Origin of the sequence: Paenibacillus sepulcri (genome assembly GCF_042647105.1) — a bacterium.
Lineage (GTDB): Bacteria > Bacillota > Bacilli > Paenibacillales > Paenibacillaceae > Paenibacillus_Z > Paenibacillus_Z sepulcri.
Genome location: NZ_JBHRUP010000002.1, coordinates 439856 through 466724, shown reverse-complemented (window position 1 = coordinate 466724; position 26869 = coordinate 439856). Strand labels below are relative to the sequence as shown.

The following is a 26869-nucleotide window of genomic DNA, read 5'->3' as shown; positions in this document are numbered from 1 at the left end:
AGTTGAACACGAGTGGTGGACGAGGAACTTTACCAGATCATTCATCGGGCCAAGCGTGGCGACAGGGAAGCCTTTGCTGATCTTGTCAAACGTTATAAAGGTCATGTCTATCGGTTTGCCGTGGGTATGCTGAGGGATCGAATGGATGCAGAAGACGTCTCTCAGGAGACATTCGTCAAAGCCTTTTATTCCTTATCCAGCTTGGACAACGAATATGCCTTTTCATCGTGGATCATTCGAATTGTATCCAATCTTTGCAAGGATCGGTTGAAAAAACGGGGAAATGAGCAGAGGTTTAGGGATGAGCCAGATGAATCCGTAATCGATCGAAGATCAACCGATCCGTCTGAAACGTGGTCCTTAGAAGATGCCTTGAGCAGGCTTTCCGTGGATCATCGCGAAGTTTTACTGCTACATGACGTGCAAGGATACCGTTACGAGGAAATCGCAGATATGGTTGAAGTACCGCTTGGGACCGTGAAGTCCCGTCTATTCGCGGCTCGAATGGCGCTGCGCAAAGAATTAGGAAAGGTGGACTGAAGGATGACCGACCATCCAAAGGCTCAACTGTCTGCTTATCTGGATGATGAATTAAATGATGAAGAAAGACAGCAGGTGGAAACCCATCTTGCGACCTGTGAATCCTGTCAGGTGCTTCTGGAAGATCTGCTGTCCATACAAGGTGACGTGGTGAAAACATTTCAACTGATTCAAGAACCGGCCGACCTGGAAATTCGGGTTCTCCAGTCAATCGGAATAGAAAAGATGCCCGCGGCTGCCGGGAAGGGGTGGTTATACGTTCCTCTCGTGGCGTTGTTGGCATTCGGTGCAATCTGGTTCGCCACTGGCCCCATTTTCGTAAAGCTGATAGTGGGATTCATAAAATTCATGATGGTAATGGTTTATCTGGCCTCGCATTTCATTTCCAGCGTGCCTGTTTTATCTGGTCTTACGGTTGTCCTCTCACTAATCGTCCTCACGGCATCGGTATACTCGCTCAGGAGGCTGTTTCAAACCACAACTGATTGAAAGGGATGAAAGCATTGAGGAAAATATTCTTAGCGATAAGCTGTTTTACCATCTTGATGCTCCTCATCCCAGGCTTCGCTTCTGCGGGGAGTATTTTCGAGCACCAGAACACGAATGTGCCTGCAGGGCAGACCGTCAACGATGTGTATGTCATCGGAGGCGATGCTGAGGTGTTTGGCAAAGTCACCGGTGCAGTCGTTGTCATTAATGGCAGCCTTCATCTTGGCAATACGGCCCATATAAAAGGGGTTGTCGTCGTGATAGGAGGTCAAGTAATACAAGATCCCGGGGCAGTGGTAATGGACGATGTCTATGATATTTCGCTGGATAATGCCACACAAAACAGTCTCCTGATCGGGGGCGGGCTCGTGCTCGGTTTATGGGTGCTGCAGCTCGCAGGAAGCCTGCTTATGGTTCTCATACCAGTACTGATCAGAATTATTGGAAGACAAAAAATAGGCACCTTCATTGATCGATACCAAGGAAATGCGATGGGACGGCTTCTTTATACCGGTTTTCTCAGTGGGCTGATTATCACGGCGGTTAGCGCTCTACTGCTTATCACTATTATTGGCATACCGATTTTAATCCTTGTTCTGCTTGCTCTAATTGGGGCAGTAGCTGTGGGATTCACCGTGCTGAGTTACCGGATTGGAGAGATGGTTCATGTGCAAGCACAAAGGTCCGAATGGATAAACGTATTAATTGGCGCAGCCATCATTACCGCATTTGTAAATATACCTTTTGTGGGGTGGATTGTCCTGCTCCTGGTTACGCTGATCTCGTTTGGAATTTTTACAACATGGATCGCGGGAAAACGTAAAAAGAATTACAGCCCGGCAATAAAAGGGGAGTAATAAGGCTTGTGGGAATGAGTGTAAAAAGCATGATCATGTATACTTCCAACACTGTGCTGATGCTTGCTTCTCCTGTGCGATGGCTTACAGGACCATGGCCAGCTAATTGTAAAAGTTATGAAAGCAGCCTATCTCCCAAAATTCGGAGGATAAGCAAGCCTTTGGCCGTTCAACTATCCGATTTATCGGCCAACTCGAATACAAAAACAAATGCTCTTTCAAACCAAAGACCGAGCGTTTTGGACGACCAAGTGGTTTAATTATAAAAACGGTGATTTCGCTAACGGATGACGAAATTTAATTAAAATACAACACGAGGCTACGCAGGATTGAGCAGTAACTCGCTCAACGGAGAACATTAATTTAACTATCAAAACAAAGAAGGAGCTGCCGAGCTCCCTTTGCTTCTTCACAAAATCAGAGATTTGACCCCCAGTTGACGCTGGATGACTCACTTCCGCTCGACGAATTGTCCAGGTTAATTGGCGCCAACGACCTTGAAGTCTACGCTGACGAAGACGTGGTGCGGCCAGCTGACGCCCATGATGTGGACGTTATACTCTCCGTCGCTCATCTTCGCAACACGGTTGACGACGCCCCCCGGATAGGCGTACAGCACAGCTTCCGTCACTTTATCCGCCTCTGTTCCGCTAACGATCGTTCCCGATCCCTCACTATAGTTTGCCGGGATCTGACCGACAGACTTTGTCGTAGTCGCTTGATCTTGACCTTGACCTTGGGCATTACCTTGACCTTGTTTTTTCACGAAGGGGATCACCTCTGAGGCAGTCGCAGATTGTCCGCCAGGTGGTGTCAAGATAACCTGAGATGCCTCAATGGTAGGTCCGTTAGCTGTTCCCAGTGCGAGGACGAAGTCGCCCTTTGCAATGGCATTCGCCGATGTTGAACTCGTTCCCTTCATGTACGTCGTAGAGGACGTTTCGTTGACGGTCACCTGCAGACCCGTTGATGTCGTCATTGTGAAGCCAGACGTGGACACACTGTCGACCGTGCCAGATGCTCCACCTTGAGCCGGGGCAGACCGAGCGTTTGGCGCCTGGCCGTTTCCTCCGCCAGATCCGTCCTGTGACTTCATAGGAGCGCCATTATTCTGTGTTTGTTGTTGTGTTTGTTGAGAACTTGATGAATTAGAAGCTGGTGTATTCGTATTCGGAGAAGAGCATGCTACTAAAGAGGCAAGACATATTCCCATTGCAATTACTGCAAAAATCTTTTTCATAATGATCACTCCTACTCAATTTAAATGTTGTTGTGTCTTTCAATAGCTTTAATATACACGTACTAACTGAAGATACGTTGAATGTTGCCTGAAACTTAACTGAAAAGAATGAGCATGGATGAAAGTATGATCGAGAGAAGATCCCCGTTGGCTCGTAATGTATAGGGTAACCGTCTTAAGCTAATCGTTCCGCTAACGGATCACGTTAGTTCAATAAAGACAGCGGCCGTCCAGGGCTTTTACTTTTCAAGTCCTGGTCCGCCGCTGTTTCATATTTATGGCAAGTCTAATCACTACATTTAATTAAAGCATTGGGTTCACACCTCTTGATCCATAAAGAATTAAGTCTACTCCAAACCGTTCAATAATTAGGAGAGTGGGTCAAAAACAAAAATATTCATCGCCAGAATCAAATATTTTTTCCAAATACCTTTCATACATATTGATGTTTAAGTAGTAACAAACTATATCTGTAATAAAAAATTCAAATAGGAAACATTGAATGGGCGGACTTAAAGATAAAGTGAATGGTATGGCAATAATTTATAAAAATGAAAAAGGTGACAGTGGGGATTATGATGATTTAAAGGGCTATGCATTGCAAAGCGGAAATTTAACGCTCTACAGGAATGCTGCGCGCCTAGCTAAGCTAGGCATAACTAACTGGTGAAAGTCCAGTCGGAGTAGGGACCAAGCCGCTCCGTAGCTAGCAGACAGCCGTCGGCGAAATCGGACGGTTGAAGCTCTGTGAAAAGCCACGAGTAAGAAAGTGGTGAAGCAAATCCAAAGGCCGTAACGTACCAAAGTGAATCCTACCGCATCGTTAGTAGTAACCCGAATGGGACAAGAGAGAGCCGAGCCGCGAGCATTTCGGTGAAGGCCATGGAACGTGCGAAGAACTTGGAAACGCAGCACGGAAGAACTCTCCGGTGTATGGGGATCGGCATGTGGAGACAGTTATGTCTGGAACTAGGGAGACCCTCATCCGCACGGCGGCAAGGCGCCGTAATGAGCGAACCTATAAGCCCAAAAGGTGAAGTGGTTAGCTGCGGAAAGGGAGTCGGAGGGGGCCATAATACCAATGAACCGGCGGACAACATAACCCCGGGGAGGGAAGGGCGTCAATAGACAATACCCCACTTCTTTCATGGGAACCGAGGAGGTAAGAACGAGTGAATGCCAGCGAAATGGCTAACTACACCAAAGTGAAAGTTCAAGAACTCCAGCGGACCCTCTACCTTGCGGCTAAGGAAAACCCCAAGAGAAGGTTTCATGCACTGTATGACAAATTGTATCGCGAAGATTGTATGCGCGAGGCATGGTGACGAGTCAAAGCCAATAAGGGAAGCGCCGGGATCGACGGGATCAGTCTCGACCATATCGTGAAGGATTACGGCGAGGAGCGATTGTTACAGGGAACAATCGACCTGCTGAAAAGTGGAACCTATCGGCCACAGCCGGTACGACGCCATGAGATTCCAAAACCTGACGGGAAAATGCGGCCACTAGGTATCCCGACCGTACAGGACCGACTGGTCCAAACGGCGACGAAGATTGTGGTTGAAAGCATCTTCGAGGCGGATTTTCGGGAATGTGGATCGTCTACACTTAGTTGGACAGAAAAAATAAGGGCTTGTAGAATGAACCTATCATTATGAAGGAGCGGATCTCTACAATGCCAAAACAAGAACGACGTACCTTTACTCCAGCATTCAAAAAACAACTGGTGGAGCTCTATAAAAATGGGAAGTCCAGAGCGGCGATTGTGGAGGAATATGACCTCACAGCCTCTGCTTTAGACCGCTGGATCAAACAAGATGAGACAAGCGGTTCCTTCAAGGAGAAGGACAATCGCTCGTCAGACGAGAACGAATTGATCGCTTTACGAAAAGAGAACCAGCGTCTGAAAATGGAAGTGGATATTTTAAAGCAAGCAGCGCTGATCATGGGACGAAAGTAGCTATCATCCGGAATAACCGTGATAAATACTCGGTATCAGCAATGTGCGACGTCCTGCAAATTGCAAGAAGTACGTATTACTACGACGCGAAAGAACAATTGAACGAAGACGATATAACCGAAGCGATTGTAGAGATATTCCACAATAACCGAAAAGCTTACGGTACACGAAAGATTAAGGTTAAGCTCCAGGAACGCGGAATCGTCGTTTCCAGACGTAGAATTGGAAGGATTATGAAAGAGCAAGGGCTAGTCTCGACCTACACAGTGGCTCAATATAAGCCCCATAAAACCACTCCTAATGAAGCAACAACAGAGAATGTTTTGGGCCGCGAATTCGAGCAGGAGGAAGCAAAGCGCTTCGTTGTCAGTGATCTGACTTATGTGAAGGTTCAGAACAGGTGGCATTACATCTGTGTGCTGCTCGACTTGTTCAATCGAGAGATCATTGGCCACAGTGCAGGTCCGAATAAAGACGCTGCTCTGATTTCCCGCGCCTTTGCGAGCGTCCAGGGTGATTTGCGTTATATTCAATGGTTTCATACGGACCGTGGCAGCGAGTTTAAAAATCAAAAGATAGACGAGCTTCTAGGTACCTTTGAAATCGGCCGATCTCTAAGTGCGAAAGGCTGTCCATACGACAATGCTGTAGCCGAAGCCACCTACAAAATCATGAAAACAGAGTTCGTAAACCAGATGAACTTCCAGAGCCTTCGTCACTTGGAACTGGAATTAAACGATTATGTTAATTGGTTCAACAAGCATCGCATTCATGGAACATTAGGCTATATGACGCCTATTCAGTATCGCCAAGAAGCCCTTAAAAAGGTTGTCTGATTTACTGTTGACAATCCAATGTTCCTTCGGATTCCGTCCGAAACGAAGTATGCACGGTGCACTGCAGCGGATACGGAAAACAGTTAATGAGGGAAGCATCTATTGGGTGGTGGATGTAGACATCACGGGATACTTTGACAATATTCCTCATGACAAACTCATGGCACTGGTTGAACAGCGAATTAGTGACCGCCGCATCCTTAAATTAATCCGGAAATGGCTAGAAGCCGGGTACATAAAAGACAATCAGTTCCATGTAACGGAAATCGGCAGTCCGCAAGGGGGAGTCATCTCTCCTCTACTGGCAAACATTTACCTGAACTACTTGGATACGATATGGGAAAGAAAGTTCTCTCACTTGGGCACCCTTGTCCGCTTTGCCGACGATCTCGTCCTATTATGCAATCGGAAGGAGCAATCGCTTGAAGCCATAGATGTGCTGAAGGCGGTGTTTGCGAAACTAGAACTAACGATGAACACGAAGAAATCCAAACTTGTTAACCTCTGGATAGATAAGAAGGGATTCGACTTCTTAGGCTACCACCATCGACGCCTGCCTATACTACGTAAAGGCGGAAGGGTCGCCCACATCCTGCGTAGTTTCCCGTCGAAGAAAGCAAGGGAGAAGATGCGGACGCAGGTGAAAGAAGTAACGGCTCGTCGGAACCGGTTAATGTGGTCACTGAACGATATGGTTAAAGTGCTCAACCCCAAAATACAAGGGTGGAGGAACTACGATACCGCAATTGATCCAGGGGTCTCAAACGGATTTTTGCGCAAAATCGATTGGTATATTCACAAACGACTCGCTCTATTCTGGAACAAGAAACACAAGAGACGTAAGTCTTGGCACATGGACTTCAACAGAACTCTTTCGCTTTCGGGTCTGAAGTCCGTTGCTTCTTGGACGAGTACGTACTGCACAAGGTGAAGAACGTCGGAAAGCCGTATGCGGGAAAACCGCACGTACGGTTTGATGAGGAGGGGCTGGTATCTCCAGTCCTTTACTCTACAACTGGGAGCTTGCCAGACGCAGCTCCCCTTTTTCGTTTGTTGGATTGACGGGCAATATAGTTTAATAATATCCATGTAACTTTTATTACAATAACATATAACAAAGGTGATATGATGGGCGTGAAAGGCTCCTTTCCTTCATATACATGCATGGAGAGGAGAAGGTGATATGGTACAACTTTTAGATCCTAAAAGGATTCCAAAATACATAAATCAACTCGGCCATACTCTGGCATATATGCCTACTATGAAGTTAGACTGAGTAGTAGACACAGATTATACTAGATTCAAATAGATGAGCGGAGGACACTGTGTCTATGAAACAGATCAAGTATGATGAAGCGTACAAGAAGCAAACAGTTAAATATATAAAGGAGAGTGGGAAGTCGGTAGCAGAGATCGGTCGCGAGTTGAAGATTAATGCAAATACATTATATGGCTGGGAGAAAAGGTATGGCAGTGAGCCGGAAATCGTTGCTGTACAAGCCCTAGTCCCAGAAGATCAGAGAATAAAAGAGATGCAAAAATACATTCGTGATCTTCAAGAGGAGAACGAAATCTTAAAAAAGGCGATGCACTTCTTTGCGAAAGACCGTCGGTAAGATATACGTTCATCCACGAACACCGCTCCGAGTACCGATTGGAGAAGATGTGCTGCATAATGAAAGTCTCTCGTAGCGGCTATTACAAATGGCTAGGGCGCCCTGAGAGTGAACGTAAGCGTCAGCACAAGGAATGGACGGAACAAATCAAGGAAGTATACGATGAGAATAGGCAACTTTATGGAAGCCCGAAAATCACCGAACGGTTGCATCAACAGGGTGTCAAAATCTCTCGTCGTACCGTTACTCGTATCATGAAGGAGAATGGAATACGGTCCAAGACCGTAAAGAAATACAAAGCGACAACCAATTCTAAGCACTCCCTACCGGTTCAAGAAAATGTAATGAACCAAGAGTTTACTGCAAGTAAACCGAATGAGAAGTGGGTTACAGATATTACATATATCCCCACTGATGAGGGTTGGCTTTATTTGGCGAGCGTACTCGATCTATACTCACGTAAGATTGTCGGCTGGCACATGAGTGAACGGATGACGAAAGAGCTTGTACTACAGGCATTGAGACAGGCCCACGGTCGTCAACAGCCAAGTACAGGATTGTTGCACCACTCGGATCGCGGAAGTCAGTACGCATCCCATGATTACCAGAAGCAACTCAACACATATGAAATGACCGGTAGCATGAGTCGCAAGGGAAACTGTTACGATAACGCCTGCATCGAGTCATTTCACAGCGTTCTAAAGAAAGAACTGATTTATCTCAATAAATACCAAACGCGCGAAGAAGCGAAAAAGAGTATCTTTGAATACATCGAAGTTTTTTACAACAACCAACGTATCCATTCTACGATAGGGTATAACACGCCTTCTGACTACGAACGTATGTACCCCGGTCAGGCAGCGTAAGAAAAAAATCTGTGTCTACTATCTTGACAGAGGTCCACTATTCTTAGACAGTCTACAACTGGTCAAGTGATCGGACATTCATACAACATTAATGCTAGTGAGTTCCAGCAGCAAATCTTACCATCTGGATACGGTACAACGAAAGTATTTGGTTACGGTGGTATGATACAAGACCCACAGACAGGAAGAGCCGCTTATTATAGAAGTGCTCCAGGTTCCACATTTGAGGCCATTCGAGGAATTCCGGTACATGTTCAATGGATAAACAACATTACGGGACCCCATTTTCTCCCGATTGATCCGACACTTGATTGGGCAAATCCAAATTCCATGTCAGTTCCTCTACCACCATTTCCAACATTTCCACCAGGATTCCCCCTGGCGCAGAAAACGGTACCGATTGTCCCTCATTTGCACGGCGGAGAGAATCCTTCTTATTATGACGGTTATCCTGATGCTTGGTGGACCGCAGATGGAAAGACTGGCCCGGCATTCACAACGAATAGATACACCTTCCCGAATTTACAACACCCTACAGCCCTTTGGTATCATGATCATACAATGGGAATGACTCGTTTGAACAATTACGCGGGACTTTCGGGGTTATATGTGCTCCGTGAGCTAAATGACCCTATTGCCCCATTCCTTCCCAGCAGAGAAAATGAGATACCACTAATCATTCAAGACCGCTCCTTTCATACGGATGTTTCTCTTTTCTATGATCCTGCTGGAGCTAACCCCAGTATTCATCCTTACGTGCCACCGGAGTTTTTTGGAAATACGATAATAGTAAATGGAAAGGTGTGGCCGAACCTTAATGTCAAGCCTCAACAATACCGTTTTCGTGTTCTAAATGGTTCAAATTCACGTTTTTATTATTTACAGCTTTCCAATCAACAGAAGTTTACTCAGATCGGCAGCGACGGAGGGTATTTGCCTCAACCTGCACAACTTTCATCACTAATGATTGCACCTGCAGAACGTGCAGATATCCTTATCGATTTCTCATCTTTAGCTCCTGGCACGACCGTAATATTAAGGAATGATGCTAGCGCCCCGTTCCCTGATGGAACAGCGGCAGATCCGGAAACCGTTGGTCAAATTATGCAATTTACAGTCATAAATGATACTGTATTACCACCCAAGAAATTGCCCCCTGTTCTGAACAACATTCCGCAATTAAAGCCAGTAATAACGAGAACGTTGATTTTATTCGAACAAGAGGGTCCTAATGGTCCCCTAAAAGTTACGTTAGATGGCCAACTGTGGAGAAATCCTGTTTCTGAGCTTCCTCGGGCTGGAACCACTGAAGATTGGCAAATTGCAAACCTAACTCCTGACACGCATCCCATCCATCTTCACCTCATTCAGTTTCTGCTCGTTAGCCGTCAGAAATTCCGATCGGAAGATTATCTAAAAGACTGGCAGACACTAAATCAAACGACAGCGCCAGGAACTCCGCCTTATTTTGCTAAGCCCAAGGCACCGCAGATAGAACCGTATTTGAAAGGTCAGCCCATTGCTCCTCCATCGAGTGAGAAGGGTTGGAAGGATACTATACAAATGAATCCTGGAGAAGTAACTACGATAAGAATTCGCTTTACGTCCCAAGATGGCAGTCCCTTTCCGTTCGACCCTAGCCTTGGGCCTGGATATGTATGGCATTGTCATATGCTTGAACATGAAGATAATGAAATGATGAGACCGTTAAAGATATTGCCTTAGATCTTTAAGCTAAGGGATCACGATAGCACAATGCCGAGTGCTGCCGCGCGGCAGCACTTCGCTTTAACGGGCAGTAGAATTGTAACAAGGATTTATTATTCGAGTAATGATTATTTCTTGAAAATGAAAGGTATGGGAGTGTGTCGAACAATCAAAAAATTGAGTATCCTTCAGTAGAAACCGAAAGACTGAATCTGAGAATTCTGACTCTAGAAGACGCGGAAGAAGTGTTCAAACATTTCTCAGATGAGGATATTACACAGTTTATGGATATCGAACCATGTAAGGATATACAGGAAACTGAAGAAATCATTAGATTTCATATAGAGAATTCGGGCTGCCGATGGGGGCTATATGACAAAATGAATGATGATGTCATCGGCACATGTGGATTCTACTATTTAAGAAGAACAAACGATGATTTTATCGCAGAGATCGGGTTTGATTTATTCAAGCCTTACTAGGGCAAGGGATTGATGAGTGAGGTTTTAAAAGAAATCAACGAGTTTGGAATTACCAAAATGGGATTAACTATAATTGATGTAACTGTGGAACCTGGGAATGAAAGATCCATTAAATTAATGAAGAAATCAGGATTTGAAAGAGCAATGGAACTAAGATAGATTGCGCCTCGCCGGCCTCATAGCTGGCAAGGTTTTTTTGTGCTGTCAAGATTTGATAACAGGTAAGCTCGGTGAGAATAGGACAATCTTTTTCGCTATATGCTATATGATGTAGGAACGCTCTCTGCTCGGGAATCATTTATATATATATAACAGTGTACATGTCGTAACCAAAGAGGGGAGTTTATACCGATTGGAGATCATTGGAAAGGCTATACCGAGAATTGAATCAAAAGATAAAGTGACCGGATTCGCCATGTATACGAACGATACGCAATCCCCCCGTCTTCTGCATGGCTGGCTGGTGACCAGTCCCTATGCGCATGCCCGAATTTTGTCTATCGATATCTCAAAAGCTTTGGATGTAAGCGGTGTGCAATCGGTAGTCATAGGAGATGATTATCCCATCCTCACCGGGAGCGTTCTTGCTGACCGTCCGCCTCTTGCAGTCAAAAAAGTGCGCTATTACGGCGAGCCGATCGCCGTAGTGGTGGCGGTTACGGAACAGATTGCTAAGCAGGCGGCAGAGCTCATTCGAGCCAATTTTGAGCAGCTTCCAGTGGTCCAATCCCCCAGCAGCGCTTTGCTGCCGGATGCGCCATTGATTCACAAGGACTTGGGGAGCTACCAGAAGTCAGGGGATGTATATCCTGTTGCCCATACCAACATCAGCAACCATGTAAAAATCCGCAAAGGCGATATGCAGACAGGCTGGTCAGCCAGTGAAGTGAAGATTGAAGGTACGTACGCCTTTAACACGGCGGATCATTGCGCGATGGAACCGCGTTGTTCCATCGTTGAAGCGATGCCAAGCGGACGGATAGAGATTCAAACGTCAACACAGGATCCGTATAATATAAAACGTTTGTTTAATCGTTTCTTCAAGGTCGAACAGTCCAATGTTGTCGTGCATGTGCCATTAGTCGGAGGCGCGTTTGGGGGGAAAGGCTCCGTTCAGTTGGAGTACATCGCTTATCTGGCATCGAAAGCATGCGGCGGCCGACCGGTCAAGCTCAATAATACCCGGGAGTTGGATATGGTCAGTTCACCCTCGCATATTGGCCTGGAAGCAAACGTGAAGCTTGGGGCGACTAGGGATGGAAAGCTGACAGCAGCGGAAATTACTTTGTTGTTTAATACCGGCGGGTACACCGGTGAAGGGGCAGCGGTGACTCAATCCGCTGCTGTGGATTGTACAGGACCGTATCGGATCGAAAACGTGCACTGTGACGCATTATGCGTCTATACGAATCACCCCTATGCCACCGCATTCCGGGGGTATGGCCATTTGGAATCCCATTTTGCTACCGAACGCGCCATGGATCTACTTGCGAAGAAGCTGCACATGGATCCTATGGAACTGCGGCTGCATAACGCTATAAAGCCAGGTGATACATCACCAACGCAAGCACCGCTGAACAACAGCAATGTAGGCGATCTAACTCAATGCATCGTTAAATTAAAGGATCTCATTAAATGGAATGAAGGTCAACGAATTATCATGGGCCTCAATAAAATAAGGGCCAAAGGAATGGCTTGTATCTGGAAAACCTCCGTTGGCTCCATTAATACCGGCTCTGGAGCGATGATCACCTGCAATCACGACGGCTCCTTGAACCTTAGCGTAGGCTCTATTGAGATTGGTCAAGGAAACCGCACCGTAATGGCGCAGATTCTCGCCGATCGGATGAAAATGCCAGTCCACCAGATCCATGTCAAAATGGATGTCGATACGCAAATTACTCCCGAGCATTGGAGAACAGCAGCAAGCATCAGCACGATGATGGTCGGCCGCGCCGTACTGGATGCGGCGGATGATGTGATCGCCCAGTTGAGACAAAATGCATCTCTTGTGCTTAAACGACCTCCGGAGGATTTTGAAGTCGGTCACGGAAAGGTCTATGTCAAAGACTTTCCGAGTATAAGTTTGGAGATCCGAGACCTCTCCAGCGGATACACATATCCAAACGGCAGCGCAATTGGTGAGCCGATCATCGGGCGAGGACGGCACAGGACTCATAATGTGACCAGACTCAATCCTGAAACGGGTAAAGGCATCCCTGGTCAGCAATGGACGATCGGCGCACAGGCGGTTGAAGTCGAGTTCGATACCCGCGAATACACCTATCGAGTGATCAAAGCAGCTTCCGTTTTTGATGCCGGGAAAGTAATTAACGAAGGTACGGCGCGAGGACAAGTGATAGGCGGCATGAATATGGGGCTCAGCTATGCCACTCGTGAAGGATTTTTGTTCAACCATGCGGGCGTCGTGCTCAATCCGCAGCTGCGCTCGTACAAATTGACCCGTTTCGGGGAAACGCCGGACTATTTGGTCGAATTTGTGGAAACGCCCTTCCTAGAGGGTCCCTATGGCGCACGCGGTATAGGAGAGCACGGTACGATTGGGATGCCGGCGGCTCTGGCTAACGCTTTGTCCGTCGCAGCTGATGTCGAGCTAAATCAGCTGCCTCTAACACCAGAGCTCATCTGGCGTTATAAGGGGGGATACCGGTGATCTCTTTTGATTTTGAATATTATAAGCCCACTACTATCCAAGAGGCTGTACGTTTATTTCAACAGGCGGATTCGAGAGGCAGCCAGCCGCTTTACTATTCTGGGGGTACGGAGATTATCTCCATGGCGCGTTTGAACCAGCTTCGTACAGGAACTGTCATCGACATTAAAGGGATTCCTGAATGCAATGTTATACACATGAATCAGGAGCAGCTTGTCATTGGATCGGCAGTTTCGCTCAATACTTTGACGGAGGCGGGCCTGTTCCCGTTGCTTGACGAGACAAATCGTCATGTGGCCGACTATACCAACCGGAACAAAATTACCATCGGTGGCAATCTCTGCGGCAAAATGATGTACCGGGAATCGCTGCTGCCTTTCCTTCTGGTGAATAGCCAGGTAGTTCTGGCAGGTGCAGGTGGTACTCGTAATGTTCCGATTCACCGGATCTTGAACGGCGAACCGCGTTTGCAAAAAGGGGAGCTGCTGGTGCAGATTTTAAGCGACAAGCAGTATCTCAATATGCCTTTTGTTACCGTGAAGAAGACCAAGCAGGAAAGAATCGATTATCCGCTTGTCCGCATTTCTGCTTTAAAAACTAAGGAAGGGATTCGAGTGGCATTTAGCGGCGTAAGTACCGTACCATTCTGTTCGCTAAAGATTGAGGAAGTGCTCAACGATGTCTCGCGCCCATTGGAAGAACGTGTCGATAACGCTATTCGCATATGGCCTGTACCGATCCTGGATGACATCCTGGGCTCTGCTGCTTACAGGAAATTTGTGCTGCGCAACACGTTAATGGATACGATGGCAGCGTTGGAACGGAGGGGTGTATGAACACACGCGGTACCTTTAAATGTGAACTGGAGATGCTAGTCAATGGAAGGCGGCAAAATGTCACGATCCGCTCGGCGGATACTTTATTGCGTGTGCTGCGTGAGCATCTGGGGCTTACGGGGGCCAAAGCAGGTTGTGAAAACGGCGATTGCGGCGCATGCACGGTCATCGTGAATGGGCTGCCGATCAAATCTTGTTTGATGCTGGCGGTGGAGACTCAGGGAAGCAGCATCGCGACGATCGAGGGCTTGCAAAATGCTCCAATTCAACAGGCATTTATTGATAAATTTGCTTTCCAATGCGGATTTTGTACTCCAGGATTTATTATGGTCTGTCACGCCCTGGTCAACACTCAGCCGAATGCGGACGAAGATTTGATTAAGGAGTGGCTGCAATCCAATATCTGCCGCTGCACGGGTTATGAGGAAATTCGGGAGGCTGTCAGGTCTGTGATGACCCTGGAATGAATGCAAGATTAGAGGACAAGAAGGTTCGTTCCCAAACGCGCGTAATCTGCTCATGTGGTTTCTTTTTGTCTGGAATGTTAGCTTTCTAATCAGAAACTGGGTACGTTAGCGTGGAGTGATGAGCTGCGGCAAGGTGCTTCTTTTTTCTATTGATGAAACGGGCAAGGAACTCGCACAACGCTGCTACACAACATAAAAGGCTGCCAGCATAAATTGGAAGCCGCCGTTTAAATATACATAAAAAGGTAAGGAGGCCATGCCGCAGCATGGTCTCCTTTTTCAGTTCGCTTGATTCAGATAGCCATTACGTCGGGCATTCGAAATAATCTTCATAAGGGTTTGCAGGTCGTCATTGGCGATATAGCGGTCGTGATTTAAATTAATCTGTTTCTGGAGCTGTTCAATCTCCTTTTGCTGCCCCAAGCTTTTCAGCAGCTTCCTCAAAGGCTTTTAGTTGAGTGCTTCCGTTTCGACATTCCGTGGTGAACCATGATCGTTGGAGTCAGACTAACGGTTGGGTTCGAGACACCATAGCTTAACGACATTCCTCAGCAGCCGTAAGAATAGTATAAAGCTAGATGTTGAAATTTTCATGATTTTGTGGTGCCGCGTGAGCGCGGCATGGTTGGCTAACGAAGTATATAACTTAATAAAATTCAAGCAAGATTGGCAGCCTTTTCTCAACTACTGGCAGGATAGTTGAATTAACCTCAACAAAAGGATAACCCGTGCACACAACATATTATTTACTGTACTAGAATGTGAGGAGGGCTTGGCGTGAGATTGCTGATTCTGGTGGTGGGCATAGTCTTACTAACTCTGCTGTGGTCGAACCTCGATCGCTCGGATATTAAAAAGCCCTTCGCTCAACGGGCAGGATACTTCCATAAAAGAGAGGAGATACATTCAGCAATCTATAAGAAATTAAAACAGTATGAAAATGGTAAAATAAATAAAAAATTATCAGAAGATTAGGTAGGAGGAATAACTATGACAAAAACAAATCAAAACATCGTTCCGCATTTATGGTATGACAAGGAGGCGAATGAAGCAGCAGAGTTTTATGCATCCATATTCCCGGACTCAAAAATTACGAATATAACAACACTCCACGACACACCATCAGGCGACTCCGATGTAGTCTCTTTTGAGTTGTGGGGGCAGAAGTTCATGGCAATCAGCGCAGGGCCTTTTTTCAATCCATCGGTGTCTTTTATAGTTAATTTTGACCCATCGCTAGAAAAAAACGCGAGAGAAAAAATAAATGAGGTTTGGAACAAATTGTCAGAAGGTGGCACAGCGTTAATGGCGCTTGATAAGTATCCGTTCAGTGAGAGGTATGGCTGGATTCAAGATAAGTATGGTTTGTCGTGGCAGTTAATCCTTACAAATCCAGATGGTGAAGAGCGGCCTACAATAGTGCCATCGCTAATGTTTGTCGGTGATAAATGCGGCAAAGCGGAAGAGGCGATTAATTTTTATTTATCCGTATTTAAGAACTCAAAGCAGGGCTACGCTGGCGGGCATTAGCATTAACCCCGCATTGTACGAAGCGGCCGAAATCGACGGCGCCGGCAGGTGGAAACAAACGATTTACGTTACGCTTTCCATCCATGCTTGTCGCAAACCCGAATTCCTTCCATATATAAGTATTTGCTGTCTGAAAGTACGCCCTAAAAGGGAAGTTTTGTGTCGTTTAACAACATACAGTGATACCAATGCATTGGTTGATATATAGACATATGTATAAAATACGAATTTTGTGTAAAAGTATGAGTGAATCAACGGTTCGTTAGACTGATTCCAATGATTCCATTTGACCTCTGCATTAAACAAAAACAATTTTCGTTTTTGATCTCTGCACTTTGTTTTTAATCTCTGCGCATCATTAATAACAAATTCAAAAAAAGAATCTTCAATCTATAAAAGATCAAAGATTCTAAAGTGTTTCATTGTTTATTTTTTCAATATTAATTTTCATTTTCATTATTATCATTACTGATGCTTAAACTTTTTCATTTTTCACTTAGTTAACTATAAACTAGCTCTTTTTTGCTTAAACCAAGCGATTCTGCCGTTGAAATATGAATTTCGTGCAGAAGCTCCGGGTTTTCCATTAGTGACACGCCATAAGAAGGAATCATTTCTTTAATTTTCGATTCCCACTCTTTCATATGCTGCGGGAAGCATTTTTTGACTACCTCAAGCATAACGTGAACTGCAGTTGAAGCGCCTGGAGAAGCACCCAGCAATGCTGCAATCGAGCCATCAGCTGCGCTAATTACTTCCGTACCGAATTGGAGTGTTCCTTTGCCGCCAGCTTCTGTATCTTTGATAACTTGCACTCGTTGGCCCGCTACTACCAAATCCCAATCCTGGCTTTTGGCGTTCGGGATAAACTCTCGCAGCTCTTCCATGCGCTTTTCCTTCGATAACATGACTTGCCCGATCAGATATTTTGTCAAGGACATGTTTTTTGCGCCTGCCGACAACATCGTTACGAGATTATCCGGTTTTACGGAAGTTACCAAATCAAACATTGAACCGGTTTTCAAAAACTTTGGTGAGAAGCCGGCAAATGGTCCGAATAGCAGCGATTTTTTATTGTCGATAAATCGTGTGTCAAGATGCGGAACGGACATTGGAGGAGCGCCAACCTTAGCTTTGCCGTATACCTTTGCATGATGCTGCGCAACAACATCCGAATTATTACATACCATAAATATTCCGCTTACCGGGAATCCGCCAATATGTTTTCCTTCAGGAATACCGGATTTTTGCAATAAATGCAGGCTTCCTCCCCCGCCTCCGATAAAGACGAATTTCGCAGTATGTCGTTCGACGATACCGCCGTCATTTCGTACTTTCAATTTCCACGAGCCATCACTGGTACGTTTAATATTATCAACGCTATGTTTGTATTTGACATCGACATTTTTACTCTTTAAGTGGTCAAACAAAATGCGGGTTAAGGCACCGAAGTTGACATCAGTGCCAGAGTCGATCTTTGTTGCCGCTATAGAATCATTCGCTGGACGATTTTGTATAATAAGAGGAATCCATTCCATCAGTTTTACAGGATCATCGGAAAATTCCATCCCTTGAAACAGAGGATTATGCGACATCGCTTCAAATCGTTTCTTTAAAAACGTTACATCTTGCTCCCCTTGTACCATACTCATATGAGGCAAAGGCATGATAAAATCCTGCGGATTACGTATCAGCCTGCTGTTTACGAGATAGGACCAAAACTGCATGGACAGCTGAAACTGTTCATTGATTTGGATAGCTTTGCTGATATCTATTGATCCGTCCGGTTTTTCGACCGTGTAGTTAAGCTCGCACAGTGCCGCATGCCCTGTTCCTGCATTATTCCATTCGTTAGAGCTTTCTTCTCCTGCATTTTCGAGCTTCTCAAAAACTGTAATTTCCCATTCCGGCACTAATTCTTTCAGAAGTGTCCCTAAAGTTGCGCTCATGATTCCGGCACCAATCAAGATGACGTCTGTTTTCGTTTCTCCGTTGCTCATTTTTACACACCTTTTCTGTTTCAATAATAACCATGTCATCATGTATTACAATTATTTATAGATTAAAATATATACTATTATTTAATAATTATAAGCTATTTAAAAGCTGATGAAAAGTGAGAAGTCCGTGAACCGCCACCCTCTAATTTTCGAAATCATTTGTTTGCAGCCTCTCCCCTTCTAATAAAAAATAATAGACAAGCGAATAATAATCCCATTCCTGCGCGGTATATACTTAATACATTTCAATAAAGGCCAAAAAAACGGACCAAGTGCCGGGAAACACTTACTCCGTTCTAAAACAACAATATATTCATCTGCAATCCAGCTTGACACGGATTCATGAGCTCCCTCATATTTCGGAATTGACTGGGTTCCCGTTTCCCCAATCGTAATGCCGTCCACGCCTATTATTATGGATGCTGGACTTTTATTCAGTGAAGGCAGCGAGATTTTCCAGTGAGGATTTCATGCCTGCATCGTGATCTTCCTGTCGTATTCCTTCGGGGACGTTCTCGCAAACGATGGTGACTTCGGTGCCTTCGGGGACAGCTCTCAAGGTCCATGTCATCGTCATGGTACCCGCGAACATCGGATCTTCCGACACAAATTCGACCAGCTGCACGATCTGCTCGTCCGGGACCAGCTTCAGAAATCTCCCCTGGACGACGTCAGAGTCCTCCGAGGTCTTGCCTGTTGTTGTGTGGTCTGTTCCAATATAGGTGAGGGACATCCGGTAGGATCCGCCCTCCCTGGCATCGAACTCGTAAATGCGGCCTTTCATGCCTTTCGGCGGAAGCCACCTTACCAGGTTCTCCGGCTCCACGAATGCCTTGTAGATCATTCGCGGCGAGGCCTTGATAACTTTCGAAGCGGAGTCAGTTCTCCTCTTGTTGGACGCATTCATCATGACGCAATCCTCCTCGTAGCTGTCTCATCATTTCTTAACTTTATCATGGTGCGATTAAAACGGGTAGTTGATTATTCCAGCTATTGACCGCAATGATTGCAGTTATTCGTATTCATTTATATAGCGCTCATACTTTACATCCGATTGCAAAATGATCTATTGTAAAGTAAGAATGCCCATTTATATCCATATACTTCACCTGAAGGAGAGTGCAACTGTGCGCGAAACCTGTGTTCCGACTGGCGTCGAACCAAAAGCCACTGGCTTTGGATATACGTTGTCCTTAATAGGCGGTAAGGCATAATGAGCTGAAGCGAAGCATCGGTACTATTTCCTTTAAAACGCTAAGCATGATGTTAAAGGAGCTGGAGGCGGATGGCCTGATCATACGCGAGGAATTTCCCCAAGTACCTCCAAAAGTTGAATATTCATTATCTGAACGTGGTCTCTCTCTAATCCCCTTGTTGCATATGATCTGCGATTGGGGCGAGAAAAACAGTGTCTCGGCTCTGGATGCTGTGCGGCAGTAGGCATAGCTATTTGTTTAAATCAAAAGAAGTATCTCCTAAACAAGGAAATACTTCTTTTCTTAAGCTTTAATAAAGCTGTCTATCACAGATTGTCGACAAAATCCAGATAATCTTGTGCGCTTTTTTCCAAATCGCTTACAGACGGCTCATTTTCTGTGCCGGGCTCATTTTCTGTGCCGGGCTCATTTTCTGTGCCGGGCTCATTTTCTGTACCATAATACGCAAAGAATGAACGATAATCAGCATTGCAGTAGAGGAAGGTAATCTCAAAAGGAGATAATAATTGTTCAAGCGTATAGCGATATCTCCCCTCTTCACTATAATCTCCTTTCATAATTCCGGCCGACACGGCTAAGGCAGCTTTGCGATTCTTTAATTTATCGCCACCATTTGAACCATAAGCCCAACCATATGCAAAAACATCGTCAAGCCATTTTTTTAGGAGAGGCGGACAATTAAACCAATATACAGGGAACTGTAAAACCAGATTGCGGTGCGATTCAATTAATTGCTGTTCCTTCTCCGCATCAATGTTTCCGTCCGGGTAAACCTTATGCAATTCATGTACGGTATACTTTTCCGGATATTTCTGGAGTTCTTCTGCCCATCGTTTATTTATGACGGATGTTTCAATGCTTGGATGTGTAAGGATAACAAGAGTTTTCAAAAATTTTGTCCTCCTTTCGTAATGATTGATTTCTTTGAGTATAAAGTGCGCACTGCAAATATGTAAGTATGCACCTTTAGTTCAGGTACTTTCCTGAAGGTGAGTGTCAAACTATTCCATGATATTTTCAGTTATTCTGACAGCAGCCTATTCCCTTAAGTGAAAGGGCACGGTAGTAATAATGACGTTTCTCCGGTACAGCAAGTGGGCGCGAATCAGCAAGCTGGATTGGTTATGCAAGATGTTATGCCATCCTTTTTTGGGAATGAATTGCGGAATAATGACGGTGACCTGGTAATTCGATTCACTCGCTTTGCGTTGAACGGTATCAATAAATTTGCTCAGTGGGTTTATGATGCTTCGATAAGGCGAAAGCAAGGTGACCAGTCTCACATCAGGCTGCCATTTTCTCCATTTTTCTTCAAAAACGGCTTCATCCTCCCGCTCAAAATGGACGTAAACGGCAATAATCTGAAAAGGTGACAGCGATTTGGCATAGTTTAATGAATTCTCAACCACATGGGTAATGCCGGCCACAGGAAGAATCATTACATTCCCCTCAATAGGCAAAGCGGCCTCGCAGGTGGTGATGCCTAATTGATTGCCGACCGCCGTGTAATGGTTCTTGATCCGATGAAAGAGAAAAATGATCAACGGCAAGAAAATCAATACGGACCAAACCTGCGAGAACTTGGTTAAGAAGAACATCATGCAGACGATAAAGCTTATTAACGCCCCCAGTGTATTTATAATAAGCTTGGAAACCCACCCATTGGGCTTTTCGCGGATCCATTTTACCACCATACCTGTCTGGGAAAGGGAAAACGGGATAAACACACCGACAGCGTAAAGCGGGATGAGATGCTCCGTCTTTCCTTTAAACGCTATGATTAGAATGATCGAAAAAACGCCAAGATTGATAATCCCGTTGGAATACCCCAACCGGTCTCCGCGGATCGTGAACATTCTTGGAATAAATCTATCCTTGGCAAGATTAACCGCAAGCAGCGGAAAAGCGGAATACCCGGTGTTGGCGGCAAGGATCAGTATCAGGGCCGTAGTTCCTTGAATGAAGAAATACATAAAGTTCCGTCCAAAGGTCTGCTCCGCAATTTGGGAGACCACCGTTACGTCCGCTCTGGGAACAATTCCATAATAATAAGCCAGGCATACGATACCCGAAAACAACAAAGCCAATAAAGAACCCATGGCCAGCAGCGTCTTGGCCGCGTTATTGGGAGCCGGCGCCTTGAAGTTCGGGATGGCGTTTGAGATCGCTTCAACGCCTGTTAAAGCCGAGCTGCCTGAAGCAAATGCTCTTAGTAGCAGAAATAAACTGATTCCAGCTACCGGGGTGCCGATTGGTGTATGTAATTCAGACGGAATATCCCCCGTTACGATGTTGTAAATGCCAACGCCGATTAGAATGAATAACGCGAAAACAAATAAATAAACCGGATAGGCTAAAATAGATGCCGACTCGGTTACGCCTCTTAAATTCAAGGTTGTAATGAACAGGACAAATACGATGGCAATGGCGACATTATAAGGATGTAAGCCGGGAAAAGCAGATGTAATGGCATCCGTGCCTGCTGACACACTTACAGCAACCGTCAGAATATAGTCCACCAATAAGGAGCCTCCAGCGATCAGCCCCGGGTATATGCCCAGATTTTCCTTTGAAACCACATAAGCTCCGCCGCCATGAGGATACGCAAAGATGATTTGCCGGTAGGACAGGATAAGAGCCGTCAACAGAATCAGAACACCAATCGCAATCGGAATGGAGTACCAAATGGCTGCAGCACTTACTGTAATCAACACAACCAGTATCTGCTCTGGCCCATATGCGACTGAAGATAAGGCATCCGAAGAAAGGATGGCTAACGCTTTCGTCTTATTCAGTTTTTGTTCCCCTAATGCAGTCGATTTCAGCGGTCGTCCAATTAAGAATCTTTTTAGGGTAGAAAGCATTCGGATTCACCACCAAAAATTATTTCAGTCCTTAAATTGCTATCCGGATCGTTTTATAATAAAGGCGCAAACAGTCGCGCTGCTTGATCGAAAAAGCGTTGTTGATAGGTGCGCTCATTCAATTCGTCCATACGCAAAGGAACGGAATCATTAAGATCGCGTTCAAATTGTACAGTGAGTTCAAGCGCTGTGCGGGTGCTGTAGAGCAGTTCAATAACCTCGAAATTCAGACGAAAACTTGAGACATCGTAATTCGCTGAGCCGATCCCTGCCATTTCCTCATCGATGATCATCACCTTCGCATGGACCGTACCCTTCTCATACATATAAATTTGCACCCCGGCTTCCAGCAGCTCTCCATAGTAGGTACGGCCTGCATACCCTATGATTTTGGGGGTCACGCGGCGAGGAACCAGCAATCTTACGCGTACACCCCGCGCCACGGCTGTCTTTAAAGCCATAATGATATCTGCTTCAGGCACAAAGTAAGGCGTGGTTATGTCAATGGTCCGGGCCGCTTGGGTCAGGCAAACGAAGTAAGCCTGCCGGATGACCTGTGTTGGCAGTCCAGGATTGCTTTCCAACGTCTGTATGTAAGCATGGTGCAGCACGTCTGTGTCCGGTATGGGATCAAGATCCGCCCCCAGCTCACTACCCCATTCTTCCGATAAAAAAGAAAATCTGGCTGAAGCAGCAACGGGATGCGATCGATGCCTTTTATCCCGAGCGGACTTCTGAGGTGATTTACTTTTCATTTTTTCCGGCGAAGCGATATTCCAATGGACATCAAACAGAGTCTGCAGATCGTTAACAGCCTTTCCTTTTATTCGCAAATGGGTATCACGCCAAAACCCCACGTCAGGCTTTAATCCGGTATACTCATACCCGACATTGATACTGCCTGTAAAGCCCTCTTTGCCATCGATCACGACGATCTTGCAATGATCCCGGTGAGTCAAAGTGGGCAACCAGGGAAAACGTGCGGGAAATATCGTCCGGCATTCAATTCCGGCTTCCATCATCCGATTGACCTGGCTTTGCGGAAATTGCCTGCTCCCCCAGCCGTCCCTGACAAACCGGATCTGCACGCCGGATTTGGCCCTTTCGATCAGTGCGTCCGTAATGGGTTTGCCTGCCTGGTCATTCCGGTATATAAAATATTCCAGATCAATGGCGCTTTGCGCTTTCTGTATGGATTCGACAAGCTTCTCATACGTTTCAATACCGTTCGTAAGGATTTGGACACGTCCTTCCCTGAGTCCATGCACGGTTAACTGCCTAACAGATTGCGCAATGATCGAGGATGTGCGGCCGAACAATTCAGGCAGCGAATCCGGTTCATTACGGGAAGAAGTGAGTCTTTCGCGTTCGCGGCGGATACGCACCGGATTTGCGATGACAAGATACACAACGAAACCGATAACAGGAAGAATGAGACCTATTGCCAGCCAGTTCAATGCCTTTGCGGGTTTGCGGACCTCCCGGATGGCTACGATTAACATACACACAACGTTCAATATGTAGAGCCCTACAATCCACATTAAGATTACACCCCATCGTTATATCATTATCAAAAATTATGGTGTTCAAATGGTGACGAATATATCCACTTACCTGGACGTGAACGCAAAAAGGCCGCCGAACACAAGTTTTCATGTGTTTGACGGTCTTTGCATTTCAGATATCATTAATGTCGTTAATAAAATTTAATTAATGTTATTAATCAAAATATTAATGTCATTAAGCATCCTTTGAAGACAATGTTTTTCTATTCAGATATTGTTCTCCCCATTCGCACATTTGATCAATGATCGATTTTAGCGTTTCTCCTACTTCACTTAATTCATAAACAACTTTAGGAGGAACCTGGTTGTATACCGTCCTGATGATGATTTCATCCTCCTCCAGCTCCCGGAGCTGTTGGGTCAGCATCTTTTGAGTAATATCCGGCATCAGTTTTTTTAGCTCGCTGGTTCTTTTAGATCCATAAGTCAAATGACAGAGAATCAACGTTTTCCACTTGCCCCCGATGACTTCCAGAGTGGCTTCCACAGGCAAGTTATAATAATCCTTTTTAAGTGATTTCATGGTTTCAGCTTCCCCCCTGACTTGAGTATGACTCCATCCTTAGCATAGGTACTTTTTGGTACCTATAGTACTTATAAGTGCTAATGATACAAAAAAGTGCGTACTTTATGATTGTTATTGTATGATTTATAATTTCCTCATGTCAAGCCAATCATTGACAGGAATGGGGGAACAAACGTGTAGACGACTGTGTTTGGAAGCAGACACTTAGCCGTGAATAGGGTTATTCTCAGGCTGAAGGGAGAGGTTTCAAGTGAAGACAGATAGAACACTAAACTGCAAATTATCCTGGGGGCTTCTGTTCGTGCTGTGCGGAGCCATCTTCCTCGAAGGAATCGACGTGTCGATGATGGGTGTAGCGCTGCCGTCGATCCGGGCTGAACTCGGCATGTCAACCAGTGCACTGAGTTGGGTAATAAGCGCCTATGTGCTTGGTTATGGAGGTTTCATGCTGCTAGGGGGCAGAGCTGCGGACTTGCTTGGCCGCAGACGGATGTTCCTCATCTGGCTCTTCGTTTTCCTTGTTTTTTCGGGTCTTGGCGGATTCGCCACTGAAGGCTGGATTCTCATTCTCGCCCGCTTCGTAACAGGGGTGGCTGCCGCTTTCATGACGCCTGCAGGGTTATCCATTATCACAACGAGCATCCCTGAGGGACCGAAGCGCAACAAGGCTCTCCTGGTCTATGCAGGAACTGCAGCAGCCGGCTTCTCGCTTGGCCTTGTCACAGGCGGCTTGTTAACCACGATTAATTGGCGTTGGGTATTTTTTGCCCCGGTTATACTGGCATTCATCATTCTCCTGGCCGCGATCCGCCTCATCCCAAAATCTGACCGGCCAGCCCGCTCGTCTCACGGTTTTGATCTTGGAGGAGCGATATGCATAACGGGTACGATGCTCCTGCTTGTTCTGGCAGTCGTTCAGGCACCCGACGTGGGCTGGGGCTGGACGGCCGGCATGCTGGCAGGCGGCCTCATCTTCCTGTTTCTCTTTGTAATGATCGAACGGCATTCGGCTTCACCGCTGATGCGCCTTGGCATCCTCCGCTCGGCATCGCTTGTGCGGGCTAATCTCGGCGCGATGCTGTTCGCCGGCTCGTTCTTCGCTTTCCAGTTCATTGCGGTCTTATATCTTCAGGAACTTCGCGGTTGGTCTTCATTCGAGACCGGTCTGGCTCTCTTGGCCGTTGGTGTCGACGCTGTACTGGCGCCAACGCTCACACCATGGCTCGTTAGACGCTTCGGCAACGTCCGGGTTATTTTCGGAGGCTTCTGTCTTGCTGCCATATCGTACTTCTTGTTCCTTGGAATTGACCTCGATTGGAGCTATGCAGCCATGTTCCCAACGATGATTCTTACCGGGACCGCTTTTGCTCTTACGTATGGCCCGCTCACGATTGCGGCTACAGACGGCATCGCAGAAGAAGAACAAGGGCTGGCCAGCGGTCTCCTCAGTACTTCATTCCAATTTGGCGCGGCCCTTGGTTTGTCGTTAGTCACCGCTGTCAACATCGCCGCTACCAGAGATGGATCTTCACAAGCCATGCTGGATGGATTTCGAACAGCACTGATCGTCCCGGTTGCCGCAGCCGTCATCGGCGTTATCATTATTTCTTTTGGTCTCCACAAGCAAAGCATTCATCATGAGAATCAAGCAGTAAACGATCAAATATAAATTCTATCCTTCGTATGACAAAAGGCAGCCGACCCGCAGGTCAGCTGCCTCTTGTCACGCTCATTCTTCGCCGCTGCTTAAGAGATCGTACAACAGACTTGATACGGGCGTCGGTGATTCCACCTGCTCTGCTGTCTTTTTGAAGATCCCTACATCCTTAAGCGGAATCCTGCTTTGACTGAAAGCAGCATCCTTTTTTTCGGCAATCATCCTGCCATAGTTCTTATAGATTGGAGCGGCGAATAATGTTTGTGTCAGCATGTCGGCCACTGCTTTTGGATCGCCCCCATTTTTTTCAACCATCGAAAGTGCTTCTCTCAGAGTCTGAACCGCCGAAACGATCATAAAGTTCCCTACAAGCTTGACCTGCGTTGCGGCTCCGACCACTTCGCCAAAATCAAAGATATTCTGTCCCCCCATCGCCTCCAGGAGCGGGCGGACTCGTTCTTGGGCATTCTGTGGACCTGCAACAGGAATCAAGAGCTGCCGGGCGACAGCAGCTTCGGCTACTCCAAATATGGGGGCTTCGATCAAGACACTGCCATGTTGGGCATGGATGGCCGCAAGCTTTCTCGACGTTTCAGGAGATACCGTGCTCATCGAAATATGGATGCCGCCTTGTCCCAGTTTCTCTAAAAAGCCTTCGCTCATGACGATGCTTTCCACAGCCGCATCATCCCACACAAGGGTCGCGACAATTCCCCCAGTCGTCACCGCGTCAACAGGTCGTGTGGCTAGCCGCGCACCCTGAGCAATGAGTGATTCCGCTTTACTCGCAGTGCGGTTGTACACGGCGATCGAATACCCGGCACGGAGCAGATTGGCTGCTATGGGGAGTCCCAAATTGCCAAGACCGATAAACCCTATTGTTTCATTCATATTGTTGATCCTCCTCAATAAATTAGATGTTCAAACATGACGTTAACGT

At 46.2% G+C, this 26869-nt stretch carries 23 protein-coding genes and 5 pseudogenes; 19 read left to right on the top strand and 9 right to left on the bottom strand.

Features of this window, described 5'->3' with window-relative positions; genetic code table 11:
• Positions 1 to 12: 12 nt before the first annotated feature.
• The 4 genes and pseudogenes from ACFOLF_RS36990 to ACFOLF_RS36975 all read left to right on the top strand — a co-directional run.
• A complete protein-coding gene (locus ACFOLF_RS36990; RefSeq protein ID WP_379113675.1) occupies positions 13 to 540 on the top strand; it encodes an RNA polymerase sigma factor in 528 nt (175 codons plus the stop codon).
• Positions 541 to 543: 3 nt separating this feature from the next.
• Positions 544 to 1029, top strand: coding sequence for an anti-sigma factor family protein (locus tag ACFOLF_RS36985; protein ID WP_210046731.1), 486 nt, complete (start codon positions 544 to 546; stop codon positions 1027 to 1029).
• Between the two features lie 53 nt (positions 1030 to 1082).
• Positions 1083 to 1886: a hypothetical protein gene (locus ACFOLF_RS36980; protein WP_210046732.1), complete on the top strand. Its 804-nt coding sequence runs from the start codon at positions 1083 to 1085 to the stop codon at positions 1884 to 1886.
• Position 1887: 1 nt separating this feature from the next.
• Positions 1888 to 1992: pseudogene (locus ACFOLF_RS36975) on the top strand (four-helix bundle copper-binding protein); the annotation flags it as partial.
• A 372-nt stretch (positions 1993 to 2364) separates the two neighbouring features.
• Here the strand turns inward: ACFOLF_RS36975 and ACFOLF_RS36970 are convergent.
• The gene (locus ACFOLF_RS36970) at positions 2365 to 2865 is read right to left on the bottom strand and encodes a hypothetical protein (protein WP_210046733.1); all 501 of its coding nucleotides are present in this window, start codon (positions 2863 to 2865) and stop codon (positions 2365 to 2367) included.
• A 763-nt stretch (positions 2866 to 3628) separates the two neighbouring features.
• Here ACFOLF_RS36970 and ACFOLF_RS36965 point away from each other — a divergent pair.
• The 10 genes and pseudogenes from ACFOLF_RS36965 (at position 3629) to ACFOLF_RS36920 (ending at position 14570) form a co-directional block, all read left to right on the top strand.
• Positions 3629 to 3796, top strand: coding sequence for a hypothetical protein (locus ACFOLF_RS36965; protein WP_210046734.1), 168 nt, complete (start codon positions 3629 to 3631; stop codon positions 3794 to 3796).
• A gap of 502 nt (positions 3797 to 4298) precedes the next feature.
• On the top strand, positions 4299 to 4451 hold the full coding sequence (locus ACFOLF_RS36960) for a hypothetical protein (RefSeq protein ID WP_210046735.1): 153 nt from the start codon (positions 4299 to 4301) through the stop codon (positions 4449 to 4451).
• Positions 4452 to 4801: 350 nt separating this feature from the next.
• Positions 4802 to 5922 (top strand): IS3 family transposase gene (locus ACFOLF_RS36955; RefSeq protein WP_210047218.1). Its coding sequence is split into 2 segments (ribosomal slippage): positions 4802 to 5051 and positions 5051 to 5922, totalling 1122 coding nucleotides; the frame shifts between segments, so codons are not numbered across the junction.
• A 49-nt stretch (positions 5923 to 5971) separates the two neighbouring features.
• Positions 5972 to 6853, top strand: a complete 882-nt coding sequence (locus ACFOLF_RS36950; RefSeq protein WP_379219781.1) for a reverse transcriptase domain-containing protein — start codon at positions 5972 to 5974, stop codon at positions 6851 to 6853.
• Between the two features lie 400 nt (positions 6854 to 7253).
• Positions 7254 to 8404, top strand: a protein-coding gene (locus ACFOLF_RS36945) for an IS3 family transposase (RefSeq protein WP_379114518.1) whose coding sequence is annotated in 2 segments (ribosomal slippage) — positions 7254 to 7506 and positions 7506 to 8404 — 1152 coding nt in all. Because the reading frame shifts where the segments join, the coding sequence is not laid out codon by codon here.
• A 66-nt stretch (positions 8405 to 8470) separates the two neighbouring features.
• On the top strand, positions 8471 to 10129 hold the full coding sequence (locus ACFOLF_RS36940; protein ID WP_210040030.1) for a multicopper oxidase family protein: 1659 nt from the start codon (positions 8471 to 8473) through the stop codon (positions 10127 to 10129).
• A gap of 140 nt (positions 10130 to 10269) precedes the next feature.
• A pseudogene (locus tag ACFOLF_RS36935) lies at positions 10270 to 10752 on the top strand (GNAT family N-acetyltransferase).
• A gap of 193 nt (positions 10753 to 10945) precedes the next feature.
• Entirely contained in the window at positions 10946 to 13267 is a 2322-nt protein-coding gene (locus ACFOLF_RS36930) for a xanthine dehydrogenase family protein molybdopterin-binding subunit (RefSeq protein WP_379113155.1), read from the top strand.
• Positions 13264 to 14103: an FAD binding domain-containing protein gene (locus ACFOLF_RS36925; RefSeq protein WP_210040031.1), complete on the top strand. Its 840-nt coding sequence runs from the start codon at positions 13264 to 13266 to the stop codon at positions 14101 to 14103. Before ACFOLF_RS36930 ends, ACFOLF_RS36925 begins: the two co-directional genes overlap by 4 nt.
• A complete protein-coding gene (locus ACFOLF_RS36920; protein WP_379113157.1) occupies positions 14100 to 14570 on the top strand; it encodes a (2Fe-2S)-binding protein in 471 nt (156 codons plus the stop codon). The genes ACFOLF_RS36925 and ACFOLF_RS36920 overlap by 4 nt, the downstream gene beginning before the upstream one ends.
• 279 nt (positions 14571 to 14849) lie before the next feature.
• Here the strand turns inward: ACFOLF_RS36920 and ACFOLF_RS36915 are convergent, their stop codons facing one another.
• Positions 14850 to 14993 carry a hypothetical protein gene (locus tag ACFOLF_RS36915; protein ID WP_210040032.1) on the bottom strand — a complete coding sequence of 48 codons (144 nt, stop codon included), beginning with the start codon at positions 14991 to 14993 and terminating at the stop codon, positions 14850 to 14852.
• A 354-nt stretch (positions 14994 to 15347) separates the two neighbouring features.
• On the opposite strand from ACFOLF_RS36915, the gene ACFOLF_RS36910 reads away from it, so the two are divergent.
• From ACFOLF_RS36910 to ACFOLF_RS36900, 3 genes and pseudogenes are all read left to right on the top strand, one after another.
• Positions 15348 to 15545: a hypothetical protein gene (locus ACFOLF_RS36910; RefSeq protein WP_210040033.1), complete on the top strand. Its 198-nt coding sequence runs from the start codon at positions 15348 to 15350 to the stop codon at positions 15543 to 15545.
• Between the two features lie 15 nt (positions 15546 to 15560).
• Positions 15561 to 16082, top strand: a pseudogene (locus tag ACFOLF_RS36905) (VOC family protein); the annotation flags it as partial.
• Positions 16081 to 16176 (top strand): annotated as a pseudogene (locus ACFOLF_RS36900) (sugar ABC transporter permease); the annotation flags it as partial. The pseudogenes ACFOLF_RS36905 and ACFOLF_RS36900, both read left to right, overlap by 2 nt.
• Before the next feature lie 424 nt (positions 16177 to 16600).
• On the opposite strand, the gene ACFOLF_RS36895 reads toward ACFOLF_RS36900, so the two are convergent.
• Positions 16601 to 18139, bottom strand: coding sequence for a malate:quinone oxidoreductase (locus ACFOLF_RS36895; protein WP_379113257.1), 1539 nt, complete (start codon positions 18137 to 18139; stop codon positions 16601 to 16603).
• Between the two features lie 391 nt (positions 18140 to 18530).
• The gene (locus tag ACFOLF_RS36890; RefSeq protein ID WP_210040035.1) at positions 18531 to 19010 is read right to left on the bottom strand and encodes an SRPBCC family protein; all 480 of its coding nucleotides are present in this window, start codon (positions 19008 to 19010) and stop codon (positions 18531 to 18533) included.
• Positions 19011 to 19227: 217 nt separating this feature from the next.
• On the opposite strand from ACFOLF_RS36890, the pseudogene ACFOLF_RS36885 reads away from it, so the two are divergent.
• Positions 19228 to 19540: pseudogene (locus tag ACFOLF_RS36885) on the top strand (winged helix-turn-helix transcriptional regulator).
• Positions 19541 to 19622: 82 nt separating this feature from the next.
• On the opposite strand, the gene ACFOLF_RS36880 reads toward ACFOLF_RS36885, so the two are convergent.
• The 4 genes from ACFOLF_RS36880 to ACFOLF_RS36865 form a co-directional block, all read right to left on the bottom strand.
• The gene (locus tag ACFOLF_RS36880) at positions 19623 to 20207 is read right to left on the bottom strand and encodes an NAD(P)H-dependent oxidoreductase (protein ID WP_210040036.1); all 585 of its coding nucleotides are present in this window, start codon (positions 20205 to 20207) and stop codon (positions 19623 to 19625) included.
• Between the two features lie 147 nt (positions 20208 to 20354).
• The gene (locus ACFOLF_RS36875) at positions 20355 to 22181 is read right to left on the bottom strand and encodes an APC family permease (RefSeq protein ID WP_210040037.1); all 1827 of its coding nucleotides are present in this window, start codon (positions 22179 to 22181) and stop codon (positions 20355 to 20357) included.
• 53 nt (positions 22182 to 22234) lie between these two features.
• A complete protein-coding gene (locus ACFOLF_RS36870; RefSeq protein ID WP_210040038.1) occupies positions 22235 to 23722 on the bottom strand; it encodes a phospholipase D-like domain-containing protein in 1488 nt (495 codons plus the stop codon).
• A gap of 199 nt (positions 23723 to 23921) precedes the next feature.
• Positions 23922 to 24269 carry a winged helix-turn-helix transcriptional regulator gene (locus ACFOLF_RS36865; protein ID WP_210040039.1) on the bottom strand — a complete coding sequence of 116 codons (348 nt, stop codon included), beginning with the start codon at positions 24267 to 24269 and terminating at the stop codon, positions 23922 to 23924.
• A 253-nt stretch (positions 24270 to 24522) separates the two neighbouring features.
• Between ACFOLF_RS36865 and ACFOLF_RS36860 the strand changes: the two genes are divergently transcribed.
• Entirely contained in the window at positions 24523 to 25941 is a 1419-nt protein-coding gene (locus ACFOLF_RS36860; RefSeq protein ID WP_379113159.1) for an MFS transporter, read from the top strand.
• A gap of 60 nt (positions 25942 to 26001) precedes the next feature.
• Here the strand turns inward: ACFOLF_RS36860 and ACFOLF_RS36855 are convergent, their stop codons facing one another.
• Positions 26002 to 26820: an NAD(P)-dependent oxidoreductase gene (locus ACFOLF_RS36855; RefSeq protein ID WP_210040040.1), complete on the bottom strand. Its 819-nt coding sequence runs from the start codon at positions 26818 to 26820 to the stop codon at positions 26002 to 26004.
• Positions 26821 to 26869 lie beyond the last annotated feature (49 nt).

Coding starts and splice junctions, on each gene's coding strand:
- ACFOLF_RS36890 (WP_210040035.1), bottom strand. CDS start 19,010: ATGATGAATGCGTCCAACAAGAGGAGAACTGACTCCGCTTCGAAAGTT.
- ACFOLF_RS36950 (WP_379219781.1), top strand. CDS start 5,972: ATGCACGGTGCACTGCAGCGGATACGGAAAACAGTTAATGAGGGAAGC.
- ACFOLF_RS36855 (WP_210040040.1), bottom strand. CDS start 26,820: ATGAATGAAACAATAGGGTTTATCGGTCTTGGCAATTTGGGACTCCCC.
- ACFOLF_RS36970 (WP_210046733.1), bottom strand. CDS start 2,865: ATGACGACATCAACGGGTCTGCAGGTGACCGTCAACGAAACGTCCTCT.
- ACFOLF_RS36985 (WP_210046731.1), top strand. CDS start 544: ATGACCGACCATCCAAAGGCTCAACTGTCTGCTTATCTGGATGATGAA.
- ACFOLF_RS36865 (WP_210040039.1), bottom strand. CDS start 24,269: ATGAAATCACTTAAAAAGGATTATTATAACTTGCCTGTGGAAGCCACT.
- ACFOLF_RS36870 (WP_210040038.1), bottom strand. CDS start 23,722: ATGTGGATTGTAGGGCTCTACATATTGAACGTTGTGTGTATGTTAATC.
- ACFOLF_RS36920 (WP_379113157.1), top strand. CDS start 14,100: ATGAACACACGCGGTACCTTTAAATGTGAACTGGAGATGCTAGTCAAT.
- ACFOLF_RS36895 (WP_379113257.1), bottom strand. CDS start 18,139: ATGACATGGTTATTATTGAAACAGAAAAGGTGTGTAAAAATGAGCAAC.
- ACFOLF_RS36875 (WP_210040037.1), bottom strand. CDS start 22,181: ATGCTTTCTACCCTAAAAAGATTCTTAATTGGACGACCGCTGAAATCG.
- ACFOLF_RS36965 (WP_210046734.1), top strand. CDS start 3,629: ATGGGCGGACTTAAAGATAAAGTGAATGGTATGGCAATAATTTATAAA.